The sequence below is a fragment of the Micromonospora vulcania genome (genome assembly GCF_042658605.1).
GTDB lineage: Bacteria > Actinomycetota > Actinomycetes > Mycobacteriales > Micromonosporaceae > Micromonospora > Micromonospora vulcania.
Genome location: NZ_JBHSQS010000014.1, coordinates 1 through 14,262, shown reverse-complemented (window position 1 = coordinate 14,262; position 14,262 = coordinate 1). Strand labels below are relative to the sequence as shown.

The window sequence follows — 14,262 nt, the reverse complement described above, 5'->3', positions numbered from 1 at the left end:
CCGGTGTCCGCCGAGCGACCCGCAGGGCCGCAACCCACAGTTCGTGGAGGCAATCCCGATGGCCAAGCACCGTGCGTCCGGTGACGATCAGCTGACCGTGCAGGGGGTGATCGAGACTCCCGGCGCGGCCTACTGGTCGGTCGACGATTCCCGCTGGCCGGTGGTCCGTCCCGATCTTCCGGCCGACCTGGTGAATCTGCTCGCCCCGCCCATCGTGGTCGGCGTTGCCCGGGTACCGGTCACCTCGCGGCTGACCCCGCCCATGCTGTCCGAGGACACCGTGCCGGTCGAACTCCGGACGCCAGCCGCGGACCCCGCGCCGGTCGTACCGCCGGCTGTCGTACCCCCGGACGCCGTACCGCCAGCTGTCGTACCGCCGGACGCGGCCGCGCCCTCCGGGGCCGCGCCGGCCGAGCCCGCCCCGCCGCCGCCGGCGCCCACCGCCCCGCGACCGGTGCCGACACCGCCGCTGAGCCCGCGTCCCGTGCCGGGGCCGCCACCCGAGCCGCGTCCCGTGCCGGGGCCGCCGTCGTCGCCGCGCCGCAACGTCTCGACCGGGCCGGGCACGACCGGCCGGCGGGGCAACGGCGGGCACGCCGCGACCGGTCGGCACCGCCGGCCCAACGGCACCTCGGGCCGCGCCGGCTGACCGGCCGGTCCGACCTCGGCACTTTCATCTGGTGGACGCCGCGCGGGTCCCCGTCGGTGCCGGCGCCGTCGCCGGTAGCGTCAGCAGGCATGACGGTTGTGCATCCGATCGCCCGGGCCTGGATCACCACTGGCGGCACCGGCGCGCAGAACTATGACGAGTTCGCCGACGACGCGGAGATCACCGCGATCATCGAGGCGAACCCGCACAGTGCCCTCGGCATCGAGATGCCGCACCGGGCGCCGGAGAGCCTGGGGAAGTCCTTCCTCGACGCGCTGCCGGACGCGGTGGCCCGCCTCGCCGAGGCGAAGGCCGACGGCAGTTACACCCCCGCCGAGCAGGTGGTGGTGCTCTACCGGATCAGCGCGCCGGGCGACGAGCCGGCGTACGGGCTGTTCGCGATGGTGGACACCGACCAGATCTCCACCCGGGCCGACGAGCCGGGGCTGGTCATCCGCAACGAGGACGTCTTCATCGCCAAGGTGCGCGAGCGGGTGGGATTGGCCGACGCGCTCAACCACCTGCTCTCGCCCGTACTCCTGCTGCAGACCGGGCGTGGTGACGAGCTGCACGGCGCACTCGCGGCGGCGACCGACGCGGCCGGTGCTCCCGCCGCCACCGACACCGACCAGGCGGGGCGCACGCACGCCATCTGGCTGCTCGGCCCCGGGCCGGAGCAGGACACGCTGACCGCCCTCGCCGGCGGCGGCGATCTGGTCGTCGCCGACGGCAACCACCGCAGCCTGGCCGCCCAGACCGGCCGGCTGCCGCGCTTCCTGGCCGTCGTGACGACCCCCGCCTCGGTGGCGATTCAGCCGTACAACCGGCTGGTGAGCGAACTGACCACCACGCCGGCCGAGCTGCTCGACCGGCTGCGCGCGGCGGGCGCGGAGGTCGACCCGATCGACGGCCCGGTCGAGGTCCCGGCGACGGGCGGCACCGTCCACCTGCGGTTGGCCGGCCAGGGGTACGCGGTGCGCCTGCCCGCCACCGCCGCGGACCGCCTGGAGAACCTGGACCACGCCCTGGTGGAGCGGCTGCTGCTGCGTGACGCGCTGGGCCTGGACCCGGGCGACAAGCGGATCACCTACGTCGGCGGTGACTACCCGGCGAGCTGGCTCACCGGCGAGGTCGACGCCGGCCGGGCCGAGTTGGCGATCCTGATCGCGCCGGTGACCGTGGCGGACTTCGTCGCGGTGAACCTGGCCCGGGAGAAGATGCCGCGCAAGAGCACCTGGTTCACCCCGAAGGCGCGCGGCGGCCTGGTGGTCGCCGAGCTGCTGCGCTGAGCGCCGCGGACACGGCCGTGTGACGAACCCGGCTCGGGGACGCCGCCCCTGCGGCGTCCCCGACCGTGGCCTGACAGACTGCCCGGTATGCGCGTCTACCTGGGATCCGACCACGCCGGTTTCGAGTTGAAGGTGCACCTGGCCAATCACCTGGCCAAGCAGGGGTACGAAGTGGTCGACGTCGGCCCGCACAGCTACGACCCGGACGACGACTACCCGGCGTTCTGCCTGCACACCGGCGACCAGGTGGTGGCCGACGGTACCGGCCTCGGCGTGGTCATCGGCGGCTCCGGCAACGGTGAGCAGATCGCGGCGAACAAGGTCGCCGGTGTCCGCGCCGCGTTGGCCTGGAGCATCGAGACCGCCCAACTGGCCCGCCAGCACAACGACGCGAACGTGGTCGCGGTCGGCGCCCGCCAGCACACCCTGGACGAGGCCACCGCCATCGTCGAGGCGTTCCTGAACACGCCGTTCTCCGGCAACGAGCGGCACGCCCGCCGGATCGTGCAGGTGGCCGAGTACGAGCAGACCCGGCAGTTGCCCGACCTGCCCTGACCCGGCCGGCGCCGACGGTCAGCGCGGCGAGCGGGGCAGCTCCTCGCGGGGCACCCAGTTGCGCCGGACGACCACCACCCGGGCCTCCGCCTCGGCGAGGTCGTCGTCGGTCGGCCGGGCCGCGTCGCGGGCTCGCAGGGCGGCGCTCAGCCCCACCTGCGACGAACCGGAGCCGACTAGGCCGCGCAGCCCGCGCTCGCCGTCGCGCTCGTCGCCGGTCGGGCCGCGCCGGCGGGACGGCTGCTCAGCGGCGTCGTGCACGCCGGCCGTGCTGGCCGTCGGGGTGTCGACGCCGCGAACGCCCGGGTCCGGGTCGGTGTGGTGGCGCAGCCGCCGCCGTCGTCGATCCGGGTCACCCATCAGCCGACGGTACCCTGCCCGGCTCCGTCGTGCCGGGCCGCGCCGGACGGGCTCGGCGACCGATTTGCCGGCTGGCTACCCTCGGATCGAGGCGGTGGTGGTGCCGTCGGTCAGGGGGAGGACGAGATGGCAGACCAGTCGCAGCCGTGGGCGGAACGAACCGTGGAGGTACCGCCGCAGGCCGGCGTCGGGGTGCCGCCGCAGCGGGACGGGTTCCGCCGCGGCGTGGCTCCGGTGGGTCAGCCGCGCGCTCCGCGCACCGAGCCGTTCCCGGTCGTCGAGCAGGAGCCGACCGGCACCGGCTGGCCGGACGAGCCGGTGCCGCGCCGGCCGCTGAGCTGGCACCTGGCGCAACTGCGGCGCGGCGGCGAGTGGAGCACGGGGGCGGGCCTGTTCGCGTTCGTCTGCTGGGGGATCTGGGCGCTCTCCGGCGGAGGTGACCTGACCGGCCCGCTCCTCGTGCTGGTGCTGAGTCTGCTGGTGGCGGTCGGTCTGTTCGCGCTGTCCCGGCTGGTCGGCCGGGTCGTGCTGGAGCGGCAGATGGGACGGGTTCGGCGTAGCGCGTGGGGTGCGCACCTGGCGACCGCGGTCTTCCTCGTCGGCCTCGGTGTCGCCTGGCTCCAGCAGACCGAGTGGGTCGTCTCGGCCTGGAACTGGATCTCCTCGAACTGATCCGGGTACGCCCGGGCGGGCCGGCCAGCGCCGCCCGCCCGTGCGCCCGGTCGCGGTACGCCGCGACGCCGGTCGTCTCCCCACCAGGCCGGCGGCTGCTTACCCGGCAGGCTGCGGTTCATCCGTGGCCGCGGCGGCGTAGTCGCGGGCCACCCGGACGAGTTCCACCAGCCCGCCGGCGTACTCCTGGGACTCGCCGTGCGCCTCGTCGTACGGCGGCTGGAAGCCGACCCCCTCCCACTCGCCGGTGGCCGGGTTCCACCGGTCGTTGCCGACCTCGAAGTCCCACGCGAAGATGCCCAGCTCGTAGTAGAGCTGGTCGGCCGAGTTCCCGGCGGCGGAATAGAGCACGTCGGCGACCGGACCGGTCTGCGACGGCCAGGTGACGGTGCCGCGCTCCTGCGCGATGGCGCCGACGATCCGCCGGGCGCTGGTGAGGAACAGCGTCGATTCGTCGATCGACGGTCGGGGCAGGGTGACCCTGCCGTCGGCCCGGTACGCCCCGGGCGGCCACATGAAGTACCCGCCGAAGGAGTGCACGTTCATGGCGAACCGGATGTTCGGGTGGGCCTGGGCGAGCGCGACGACGTTGCCGCTCTCCGCCTCGGACAGCTCGGCCGTGCCCGCGTACGTGCCGGAGAGGCAGTTGGCGCTGGCGCCCACGTACCCGTCGAAGTAGGACCCGACGGTGTAGTTGCGGTTGAGGTCGACGCCCCACGAGGAGCGGTACCGCGGGTCCCGGGACGTGCCGGTGCAGTGGTTGACCATGTTCTTGCGCTGCATGTTGTAGTCGTTGAACGAGTAGTTCGCCCCGTCCGGGTTGACCGTCGGGATGACGAAGATGTCGACCTGCTCGAGCAGCTCACGGGTGGCCGGGTCGGTCCGTGCGTTGGCCAGCATCCGCTCGGCGAACTCCAGCGTCACCAGCGGCGTCGCCCATTCCCGGGCGTGCTCCTGGGAGTAGGCGAGCACCCCGACCCGGGAGCCGTCCCGGTGTACGCCGAGGCGCAACGCCTGCACCGTCCACGGCCGTGCCGGCACCTCGGTGCCCTGCAGGCCGTCGTCGAGCCGGGTGGGGCCGGCGATCGGCATCGGCAGTTCCGCCGAGCCCTCCTCGACGGTGGCCCGGAAGCGGTCCGGCTGGCGGGCGTTGATGGCCGCGGCGACCTCGTCGGTGGTGCTCACCGTCTTGCCAGCGGTGCCGGTGGCCAGCGAGACCACCAGGACGCGGTCGCGGTAGCCCACGGTCAGCGGCCGGTTCGGCCGACCTGGGTCGACCGTCCGCACCTGCACGCCGTTCATGCCCTGGTCACCGAAGCGCACCGTCTCGACCACCACGGCCGCCACGGTGGGGTCGCCCAGATATCCGGCGGCGGTACGCCGGTATCCCTGGGTCCGGTTCGGCAGGTCGATCACGTCCACCAGGTCGTCGTACTGCCGCGCCAGCCGCTTGATCCGCGCCCGGATGTCCACCGGTGTCAGGTACGCGTCGATGAAGTCCCTCTGGTAGCCGACCGGCAGGGGCGGCGGGGTGACGTTCGGCCAGAGCGTCGGGGTGATCACCCGGCTGACCCCGCCGAGGCTGGAGGTGGCGGTCACCTGGACCGGCCGGCTCGGCACCGGCTGGGGGAGTGCGTAGTGGTACTGGTACTCGCCGGAGTCCTCGAACCGGTACAGCGGGAAGGACCCGGTGGCCCCGTCCGCCGCCCGCCAGCTGACGGTGATCTCCACATCCGGGTCGTCGGTTGCGGTGGTGGCGACCTGAGTCTGCAGGAACGTCTGCCCACCCGTCGTCCACCAGTACGCCTGCTGGACCTGGAGGGTGTCCACGGCCGTCGGTGCCGCGGTCGTGGACCGGCCGGCATCCGGGGCGCGCAGTCCGGCGGCGGTGCGCTCCTGGGCCGCGCGCACGCTGTCGGCGTAACGCCGGCTGCCGTCCCCCTCGCGCTGCACGATCTGTACGGCTCGCGCGCCCTGCGCGGTCAGCTCGGCGAGCTGGGTGCCGGTGAGCACCAGGTCGGCGAGGATCCGGCCGTTCCGGGCCCGGGGTCGGTTGGCCAGGTCCGCACCGGTGGCGACCAGCCGGTCGAGCTGTGCCTGATCGCGGAGCTGCACCCGGACCAGGGCGGTCGCGGTGGTGGCCAGGGTGATCGGGTCGGCGGGTGCCGCGGCACCGGGACCGGGATGGGACAGCACTGCGCTGATCAGGATCGCTGTGGTGGCGGCAGCTGTCCACCGTCGTCGGACGATCATGTGCCCTCCTGACGGACGTCGATGTGACTGGTCCTCACACCAGTGCACAGATCGACAACTGTCAAGGAATGGTGGCGTGGCTTCTGCCCGGAAGGTCCGCACTCGTCCGGGCGGCGGCGGCACTCGAGCGTGGGGTCCCCGCGCGCCGTCGAGGCCGGCCCTGGCAGCTAGATTGACCCGCCAGCACTGTCGATCATGGGAGCATCATGGCCAGGGGCGAGCTGTCAGTACGCCGCGTCACCAAGGACCGCGATCGGGCACGCAGCGGCCCGCTCGGCGAGATCAAGAGGTGGACATCAAGATGGCCCAGGTCGGAAACCATCCCTGACCTGGGCCACTGTCACTGAGCGGGCGACGAGAATCGAACTCGCGTAGTCAGTTTGGAAGACTGAAGCTCTACCATTGAGCTACGCCCGCGTGCACCCCGCCGAAACGGGACGCGCAGACAGCGTACCCAATGCCGCTGCCGAACCTCCAGCCGAGCCACCCGTCGTGGGCGCCGCCCCGGCAAGCTCCGCGCAACTTCAGGGATGTAGTGGCCTGCGCGCGCCGGGAGGCCACTCTTTCCCCGATGTTGCGCGGATCTTGCGCCACCGAGCGCGCCACCGAGCGCGCCACCGAGCGCGCCACCGAGCGCGCCACCGAGCGCGCCACCGAGCGCGCCAAGCGCTCGTCGTGCGGCGGAGCGCGTGCCCGAGTGGGGTTTTCGAGGGAATCTGTCCGGGTGGGGGCGGCCCCGGCACGTCCCGGCTGCGCCGACGGCATAGACTGCTCGTCGCCACGGGGTGTGGCGCAGCTTGGTAGCGCACTCGCTTTGGGAGCGAGGGGCCGTGGGTTCAAATCCCGCCACCCCGACTGTCGTCCGCCGCCGGGTCGTCCCGGCAGCGCGCGGTCCCCGGGCGCTGCCGGAGTGTCAGTCCGGCTCGCCTACACTCGATGGGCTGAATCACGCCCAGACTCAACTGAGATCCGTCAAGGAGTACGCCTGTGAAGAGCACCGTCGAGACTCTGAGCCCGACGCGCGTGCGGCTCGCCATCGAGGTGCCGTTCGTCGAGCTCGAGCCGAGCCTCAAGAAGGCGTACCGGGAGATCGGTTCGCAGGTCCAGGTCCCGGGCTTCCGCCGGGGCAAGGTGCCGACCGCGGTGATCGACCAGCGGGTGGGCCGGGGCACCGTCCTCAACGAGGCGGTCCAGGACGCCATCCCGGAGAACATCCTCGCCGCGGTGCGCGAGCACGACCTGAAGACGTTGGGCCGTCCCGAGGTCGAGATCACCGAGTTCAACGACGGTGACTCGCTGAACTTCACCGCCGAGGTCGACGTCCGGCCGGAGATCACCCTGCCCGACGCGACGACCATCGAGGTCACCGTCGACGAGCTGCAGATCGACGACAGCGAGATCGACGAGCAGGTGAAGAACCTGCGCGAGCGGTTCGCCACCCTCAAGACCGTGGAGCGGGCTGCCGCCGAGGGCGACTACGTCCAGATCGACCTGAACGCCACCGTCGACGGCGAGGACGTGCCGGGCGGCTCGGCGAGCAACATCTCCCACGAGGTGGGCAGCAAGCAGCTCCTGCCGGGCCTGGACGAGGCCGTGGTCGGCCTCGCCGCCGGTGAGAGCACCACCTTCACCACCCAGCTGGTCGGCGGCGACTTCGCCGGTCGGGACGCCGAGGTGGCGGTGACCGTGCGTACGGTCAAGGAGAAGGAGCTGCCCGAGCTGAACGACGAGTTCGCCCAGATGGCGAGCGAGTTCGACACGATCGAGGAGCTGCGCGGCGACCTGCGGGGGCGGGTCACCCAGGGCAAGCAGGTCGAGCAGATCTACGCCGCCCGGGACAAGGCGCTCGCCCAGCTGGTCGAGGCCGCCGAGGTGCCGGCGCCGGAGGGTGTCGTCCGCGAGGAGGTCGAGAGCCGCAAGCAGGCGATGGTCGACCAGCTCGAGCGGATCGGCGCCTCCCTGGAGGAATACCTCGCCGCCGAGGAGAAGACCGAGGAGCAGATCGACGCCGAGCTGGCCGAGGCGGCGACCGAGGGGGTCAAGGTGCAGCTGCTGCTCGACACCCTGGCCGACGCCGAGGACGTGCAGGTCTCGGACGACGAGTTCGGTCACGAGATCGTGCACCGGGCGCAGCGCGCCGGGATGGCCCCGCAGCAGTACTACGACCAGCTGGTGCGCTCCGGCGCGGCGGCCGCGGTCTTCGGCGACGTGCGGCGCGGCAAGGCGCTCGCGGCCGTGATGGAGCGGATCACGATCAAGGACTCCGCCGGCAACGAGGTCACCCTCGACGCGCTGCGTGCCGCCAACGAGGCCGAGCACAACCACGAACACTGATCGTCGGGTGCGGCCGCCGTCCGCCGCTGTGCGGTGGACGGCGGCCGAATCCATTTCCGGGGTACGCCGGTACGCCCGGAAGCCCGCGCCGCGGGTGTGCCCGACGCAGCTGCGCTGAGAGCGAACAGTGCCCCGACCGGGACTCTGCCGCCCCGCACAGCGGTTAGTGTCGGGAAAGACGGTACGGAGAGCGAAGGGCTGCCATGACCGACATGCACATCCCCAAGAAGTCGCTCCGGGCGATTGACGCGCGCGGTGGCGACTCCATTGGCAACCTCGACGACTCGGTCTACAACCGGTTGCTCAAGGAACGCATCATCTTCCTGGGCAGTGAGGTGACCGACCAGGTCGCCAACCGCATCTGCGCGCAGCTGCTGCTGCTCGCCGCGGAGGACCCGGACCGCGACATCAACCTGTGGATCAACTCGCCGGGTGGCTCGGTCTACTCCGGCATGGCGATCTACGACACCATGCAGTTCATCGACAACGACGTGTCGACCGTGGCGATGGGCATGGCGGCCTCCATGGGCCAGCTGCTGCTCTGCGCGGGCACCAAGGGCAAGCGGTACGCCCTGCCGCACGCCCGGATCATGATGCACCAGCCGTCCGGTGGTCTGGGCGGCACGGCGTCCGACATCGCCATCCAGGCGGAGCAGATGCTCTACACGAAGCGGATGTTCCAGGAGCGGGTCGCGCACCACACCGGCCAGAGTCAGGGGCAGATCGAGGCGGACTCGGACCGGGACCGTTGGTTCACCGCCCAGGAGGCCATGGACTACGGCTTCATCGACAAGGTGATCATCGGGGCCGCCCAGGTTCCGGATGGCGCCGGGACCCTGAGCTGAGGAGCTGACGATGACCGACCTGAGCCTGCCGCCCCAGTTCGCGGCCGTGCACAACCGCTACGTTCTGCCGTCGTTCGTCGAGCGCACGTCGTACGGGGTCAAGGAGTCGAACCCGTACAACAAGCTCTTCGAGGACCGGATCATCTTCCTCGGCGTCCAGGTGGACGACGCGTCGGCCAACGACGTGATGGCCCAGCTGCTGACGCTCGAGGGCACCGACCCGGACCGCGACATCATCATGTACATCAACTCGCCGGGTGGCTCGTTCACCGCGATGACGGCGATCTACGACACCATGCAGTACGTCCGCCCGGACATCCAGACGGTCTGCCTCGGGCAGGCCGCCAGTGCGGCGGCGGTGCTGCTGTCGGCGGGCACCCCGGGTAAGCGGATGGCCCTGCCGAACTCGCGGATCATCATTCACCAGCCGGCCACCGAGGGCGGCTACGGGCAGGGCTCGGACATCGAGATCCAGGCCCGGGAGATCCTCCGGATGCGGACGCAGCTGGAGGACATGCTCTCCCGGCACTGCAACCGCCCGATCGAGCAGGTTCGCAAGGACATCGACCGTGACAAGATCATGACGGCCGAGGAGTCCAAGGAGTACGGGCTGGTCGACACGATCCTGACCAGCCGCAAGAAGGGTCTGCTGGCCGCCAACGCCGCCAGCTGAGCACTACCGGGTCAGAGGTTGGCCGGGCTTTCCGTTCCCGGCCGACCTCTGACACACCCGTTTTGGGGGTCGGAGAATGCCCCGCCAGCGGGTAACGTCGGGTCCGTACCGCTTCGCCGGTTGACCCGGCGCAGTGAACGGAGCCGGGCGAAGCGCAGCGTCCGCAGGTCAGGGCCGGGTCTCCGGCCGATGAGTGCAGGGAGAACGTAGGTGGCACGGATCGGTGACGGCGGCGACCTACTGAAATGCTCCTTCTGCGGCAAGTCGCAGAAGCAGGTCAAGAAACTCATCGCGGGCCCTGGGGTCTACATCTGCGACGAGTGCATCGATCTCTGCAACGAGATCATCGAAGAGGAGCTGGCCGAGTCCGGCGAGGTGAAGTGGGAAGAGCTTCCCAAGCCGATGGAGATCTGCCAGTTCCTCGACAACTACGTCGTGGGGCAGGACCAGGCCAAGAAGGCGCTCGCCGTCGCGGTCTACAACCACTACAAGCGGATCCAGGCCGAGGCGGCCGGTGCGCCGGGCTCCGGCAGTGACGCCGTCGAGCTGGCCAAGTCCAACATCCTGCTGCTCGGCCCGACCGGGTGCGGCAAGACCCACCTGGCGCAGACCCTCGCCCGGATGCTCAACGTCCCGTTCGCCATCGCCGACGCCACCGCGCTGACCGAGGCGGGCTACGTCGGCGAGGACGTGGAGAACATCCTCCTCAAGCTGATTCAGGCCGCCGACTACGACATCAAGCGCGCCGAGACCGGCATCATCTACATCGACGAGGTCGACAAGATCGCCCGCAAGTCGGAGAATCCGTCGATCACGCGGGACGTCTCCGGCGAGGGCGTCCAGCAGGCGTTGCTCAAGATGCTCGAAGGCACGGTTGCCAACGTGCCGCCGCAGGGCGGCCGCAAGCACCCGCACCAGGAGTTCATCCAGATCGACACCACCAACGTGCTGTTCATCTGTGGTGGTGCCTTCGCCGGGCTGGATCAGATCATCGAGTCCCGCACCGGGCAGGGCGGCACCGGCTTCGGTGCCCGGCTCCGGTCGGTCTCCGAGCGGTCGACCGACGACATCTTCAGCCAGGTCATGCCGGAAGACATGCTCAAGTTCGGGCTCATCCCCGAGTTCGTCGGCCGGCTGCCGGTGATCACCAACGTGCGCAGCCTGGACCGCAGCGCCCTGGTGCGGATCCTCACCGAGCCGCGCAACGCCCTGGTCCGGCAATACCAGCGCCTGTTCGAGCTGGACGGGGTCGAGTTGGAGTTCGACCAGCCGGCGCTGGAGGCGATCGCCGACCAGGCCATGCTGCGCGGCACCGGTGCCCGTGGCCTCCGGGCCATCATCGAGGAGGTTCTGCTCTCCGCGATGTACGAGGTGCCGAGCAACCCCGACGCCGCCCGGGTGCTGATCACCCGCGAGGTGGTCCTGGAGAACGTCAACCCGACCATCGTGCCGCGCGAGTTCACCGGCCGTCGGGCCCGGCGGGACCGCGAGGAGAAGTCGGCCTGATCCGATCGCGCACGCGCCGGCCGCTCAGTCCTGACGCGGCCGGCGTGAGCGGGTCCGCCGGTCCCACTCGCCCGACGGGGTGACCGCCACCATCATCAGCCGGGCCGGCTCCGTACCGTCGTTGCGGTAGCCGTGCTCCCGGTCGGCGTGGAACTCGATCGTCTCCCCGGCCCGGACGGGGTGGTCCTGCCCGTCGACCCGGACCAGCACCGTCCCGGTCAGCACGTGCAGCACCTCCCGGGTGCCGCGCGGGTGATCGGGGGAGGGGTGCGACTCCCCGGCCTCCAGCCGCCAGTCCCACAGCTCGACCAGGTCTGGCTCGCCCAGCCCGCTCAGCAGACGAGCGGTGCCGCCGTGCTCGCCGTGCCAGAGCACCGGCGCCTCGGTGGCCGAGGTGATCTTCACGGTCTGTTCCTCGGCGGGCTCCAGCAGCCGGGCGATGTTGACGCCGAACGCGTCGGCGACCCGGCACAGCGTGCCGACGCTCGGGTTGGTGCGCGCGCCCTCGATCTGCACGAGCATCCCCTTGCTCACCCCGGACCGGCCGGCGAGTTCCTCGAAGGACCAGCCCCGGGCGGCGCGTAGCTCGCGTACCTGACGGGCCACCGCGGCGGTGACCGCACCCACCCGGCCGGCTCCGGTCTCGGTCATCAAACTATCCTTCACGGTCACTATTATGGTACGACAGTCGCATGTTCCCCATTGTCCTTGCAGCGGTGTCCGCGGTCGCCTTCGGTACGGCCGACTTCTCCGGTGGGAAGGCGTCCCGCCGGGCCGACCCGATCGCGGTGACCGTGGTCTCCCAGCTGCTCAGCGTCCCGCTGCTGGTCGTGCTGGTGCTGGTCGTGCCCGGCACCCCGACCGCCGGCGACATCGCCTGGGGACTCGTTGCCGGCGTGGCCGGCGCGGCCGGGGTCATGTTGCTCTACCGGGCGCTCGCCAGCGGCATGATGGCCGTCGTGGCGCCGATCACCGCGATCACCGCCGCGGTGGTGCCGATCGTCGCCGGACTGGTCACCGCGACCTTCCCGGGTGCCCTGGCACTCACCGGCGCCGGCCTCGCCGTGCTGGCGATCGCACTGGTCAGCCTGGGCGAGGGCGGCGGCCGACGGGGCGTCCCCGCGCGACTGGTGGGGCTCGCCCTCGCCGCCGGGGCGCTCTTCGGCGTCTTCTTCACGCTGCTCGGCCAGGCCGACGAGAGCGCGGGCATGTGGCCGGTGGCAGCGGTACGGGCCAGCTCGATCGCGTTCGGCCTCGCGCTCGCCGCCGGCACCGGCGTACGGCTCCGGCTCGGTCCGCGTGTGCTGGGCTGGGCAGCGGCGGCCGGTCTGCTGGACAGCGCGGCCAACGCGCTCTTCCTCGCGGCGGCGGCCCGTGGCCACCTGAGCATCATCGCGGCCATCGCCGCGCTCTACCCGGCCAGCACCGTGCTGCTCGCGCTCGTCGTCGACCGGGAGCGTCTGCGTCCGGTCCAGGTCGCCGGCCTCGGCTTCGCGGCCGGGGCCCTGGTGCTGGCCAGCATCTGACGCTGTCCGTGCCGGCGCTGCGGCCGTACCCTGGGCTCATGCGTGTCGCCGTCTGCCAGCTCAACGCCCGGGATGACCGCAAGGCCAACCTGGCCGCCGCGGAGGCCCTGCTGGAACGCGCCGCCGCCGGCGGCGCGGACCTCGCCGTCCTGCCGGAGTACGTCGACTACCTCGGTCCCGCCGCCGGGCTTCCCGAGCCGGAGCCGGTCGACGGGGAGGTGGGCGGCTTCTTCGCCGGGATCGCCCGGCGGCTCGGCATCTGGCTGGTGGCCGGCTCGTTCCACGAGGCCGGCCCGGACCCGGAGCACACCTGGAACACGTCCCTGGTCTTCGACCGGTCCGGCAGCCTGGCCGCGAGCTACCGCAAGATTCATCTGTACGACGTGGAGATCCCCGGCAAGGTCTCATATCTGGAGTCGGCGACCGTCGCTCCGGGTGTCCAGCCGGTGGTGGTGGACGTCGAAGGGCTGCGGGTCGGCCTGTCGATCTGTTACGACCTGCGCTTTCCCGAGCTGTACCGTCGGCTCGCCACCGATGGCGGCGCCCAACTGCTGGTGGTCCCAGCGGCGTTCATGCTGCACACCGGGCGCGATCACTGGGAGGTCCTGCTGCGGGCCCGCGCGATCGAGAACCAGTGCTTCGTGGTAGCCGCAGCCCAGACCGGCGACCACGACCCCGGCCGCACCTGCTTCGGGCGCAGCATGGTGGTCGACCCCTGGGGGACGGTGCTGACCCAGTTGCCGGACGGCCCGGGAGTGTCCATCGCCGACCTGGACCTCGACCGCCTCGCTGCCATCCGGGCGGAGCTGCCCAGCCTGGCCAACCGCCGACTCTGAGGGGCTCACCCCTGCAGCAGGACGCCGACCGCCGTGAAGCCGACGATGACCGCGGCGGTGACGAGCAGAGCGGTGGTCATCCGGGACCTGCCCCGCCGGGCCAGGCGACCCACCGAGAGCACCAGGACGAGCAGCACGAACGCGCCGATCACCAGCTGCCAGATGGGCAGGAGGAGGCCGAGTAGCGCCTCCTCGGCGTACACCGTGACGCCGAGCCCGGATTCATCCATGTCTGACACTCTGGCACGCCGGTGCGTCCCGCGTCGCCGCCTGCGTCGGGACCGTCGGATCTGGGGCCAGCCGAACCAGTGATGAACCCTGATTTGCCTTCTCCGGACCGTCCGCGTAACTTTCTCTCTGCACGGGGGAGGCCGGACAAACCGGCCGAGAACGAGCACCAGGCTCGTGGCGGGAACGCCGAGCGAGACTGAGGATTCGGGCGGTGCGGAACACTCCGGAAACGGGGTTGCGGACGCGAAGCCGACCGGGTAGAGTTCTGAAGCCGGCAGGAGCCGGGCAGAGAGCCGCAGAGCGGCGATCGGCCGGTCTGCGGGATTCCCACGACAGTAACGACCGCCGGATACGGCGTGCGTCATCGCGGGGTTCGGACGAACAACATTGATCACCTCGGATACGAGGTTGACAATGAAAGTTCGACCAAGTAGGTTTGAGCGGTTGCCCCGAAACGGGGTTCCACTGAGTGTGGGGCTTCTGGTCGGTGTGTGGTTGTTCTTTGAGAACTCAACAGGGTGCTTGTAAAGCCA

At 71.2% G+C, this 14,262-nt stretch carries 14 protein-coding genes and 2 tRNA genes; 11 read left to right on the top strand and 5 right to left on the bottom strand.

The window, feature by feature from the left end; genetic code table 11:
- Window positions 1–58: 58 nt before the first annotated feature.
- The 3 genes from ACFQGL_RS22030 (at window position 59) to ACFQGL_RS22020 (ending at window position 2,493) form a co-directional block, all read left to right on the top strand.
- Window positions 59–649 (top strand): hypothetical protein, encoded by a 591-nt coding sequence (locus tag ACFQGL_RS22030; RefSeq protein ID WP_377514166.1) that lies wholly within the window; start codon window positions 59–61, stop codon window positions 647–649.
- Between the two features lie 89 nt (window positions 650–738).
- Window positions 739–1,938: a DUF1015 family protein gene (locus ACFQGL_RS22025; protein ID WP_377514164.1), complete on the top strand. Its 1,200-nt coding sequence runs from the start codon at window positions 739–741 to the stop codon at window positions 1,936–1,938.
- 87 nt (window positions 1,939–2,025) lie between these two features.
- The gene (locus ACFQGL_RS22020) at window positions 2,026–2,493 is read left to right on the top strand and encodes a ribose-5-phosphate isomerase (RefSeq protein WP_377514163.1); all 468 of its coding nucleotides are present in this window, start codon (window positions 2,026–2,028) and stop codon (window positions 2,491–2,493) included.
- A gap of 18 nt (window positions 2,494–2,511) precedes the next feature.
- Here ACFQGL_RS22020 and ACFQGL_RS22015 read toward each other — a convergent pair whose 3' ends face one another.
- On the bottom strand, window positions 2,512–2,853 hold the full coding sequence (locus ACFQGL_RS22015) for a hypothetical protein (protein WP_377514162.1): 342 nt from the start codon (window positions 2,851–2,853) through the stop codon (window positions 2,512–2,514).
- A gap of 126 nt (window positions 2,854–2,979) precedes the next feature.
- Between ACFQGL_RS22015 and ACFQGL_RS22010 the strand changes: the two genes are divergently transcribed.
- Entirely contained in the window at window positions 2,980–3,525 is a 546-nt protein-coding gene (locus ACFQGL_RS22010; protein WP_377514160.1) for a hypothetical protein, read from the top strand.
- Window positions 3,526–3,624: 99 nt separating this feature from the next.
- Here the strand turns inward: ACFQGL_RS22010 and ACFQGL_RS22005 are convergent, their stop codons facing one another.
- Window positions 3,625–5,778, bottom strand: a complete 2,154-nt coding sequence (locus ACFQGL_RS22005) for a M14 family zinc carboxypeptidase (RefSeq protein WP_377514159.1) — start codon at window positions 5,776–5,778, stop codon at window positions 3,625–3,627.
- Between the two features lie 346 nt (window positions 5,779–6,124).
- Window positions 6,125–6,195 (bottom strand) — tRNA-Gly (locus ACFQGL_RS22000).
- A 364-nt stretch (window positions 6,196–6,559) separates the two neighbouring features.
- On the opposite strand from ACFQGL_RS22000, the gene ACFQGL_RS21995 reads away from it, so the two are divergent.
- From ACFQGL_RS21995 to clpX, 5 genes are all read left to right on the top strand, one after another.
- Window positions 6,560–6,633 (top strand) — tRNA-Pro (locus ACFQGL_RS21995).
- Window positions 6,634–6,765: 132 nt separating this feature from the next.
- Window positions 6,766–8,112: a trigger factor gene (gene tig, locus ACFQGL_RS21990; RefSeq protein ID WP_377514158.1), complete on the top strand. Its 1,347-nt coding sequence runs from the start codon at window positions 6,766–6,768 to the stop codon at window positions 8,110–8,112.
- 203 nt (window positions 8,113–8,315) lie between these two features.
- Window positions 8,316–8,957 carry an ATP-dependent Clp protease proteolytic subunit gene (locus ACFQGL_RS21985; RefSeq protein WP_363760907.1) on the top strand — a complete coding sequence of 214 codons (642 nt, stop codon included), beginning with the start codon at window positions 8,316–8,318 and terminating at the stop codon, window positions 8,955–8,957.
- A 10-nt stretch (window positions 8,958–8,967) separates the two neighbouring features.
- Complete coding sequence (locus tag ACFQGL_RS21980) at window positions 8,968–9,630, top strand: ATP-dependent Clp protease proteolytic subunit (protein WP_130339200.1); 663 nt, start codon at window positions 8,968–8,970, stop codon at window positions 9,628–9,630.
- Between the two features lie 210 nt (window positions 9,631–9,840).
- Entirely contained in the window at window positions 9,841–11,136 is a 1,296-nt protein-coding gene (gene clpX / locus ACFQGL_RS21975; protein ID WP_377514156.1) for an ATP-dependent Clp protease ATP-binding subunit ClpX, read from the top strand.
- 24 nt (window positions 11,137–11,160) lie between these two features.
- Here clpX and ACFQGL_RS21970 read toward each other — a convergent pair whose 3' ends face one another.
- Entirely contained in the window at window positions 11,161–11,787 is a 627-nt protein-coding gene (locus ACFQGL_RS21970) for a helix-turn-helix domain-containing protein (RefSeq protein WP_377514155.1), read from the bottom strand.
- 41 nt (window positions 11,788–11,828) lie between these two features.
- On the opposite strand from ACFQGL_RS21970, the gene ACFQGL_RS21965 reads away from it, so the two are divergent.
- Together ACFQGL_RS21965 and ACFQGL_RS21960 are read left to right on the top strand one after the other, a co-directional pair.
- Window positions 11,829–12,662, top strand: a complete 834-nt coding sequence (locus ACFQGL_RS21965; protein WP_377514154.1) for an EamA family transporter — start codon at window positions 11,829–11,831, stop codon at window positions 12,660–12,662.
- A gap of 38 nt (window positions 12,663–12,700) precedes the next feature.
- Window positions 12,701–13,498 (top strand): carbon-nitrogen hydrolase family protein, encoded by a 798-nt coding sequence (locus ACFQGL_RS21960; RefSeq protein ID WP_377514153.1) that lies wholly within the window; start codon window positions 12,701–12,703, stop codon window positions 13,496–13,498.
- Window positions 13,499–13,503: 5 nt separating this feature from the next.
- Here the strand turns inward: ACFQGL_RS21960 and ACFQGL_RS21955 are convergent, their stop codons facing one another.
- Window positions 13,504–13,728, bottom strand: a complete 225-nt coding sequence (locus tag ACFQGL_RS21955) for a hypothetical protein (RefSeq protein ID WP_377514152.1) — start codon at window positions 13,726–13,728, stop codon at window positions 13,504–13,506.
- Window positions 13,729–14,262: the final 534 nt, after the last annotated feature.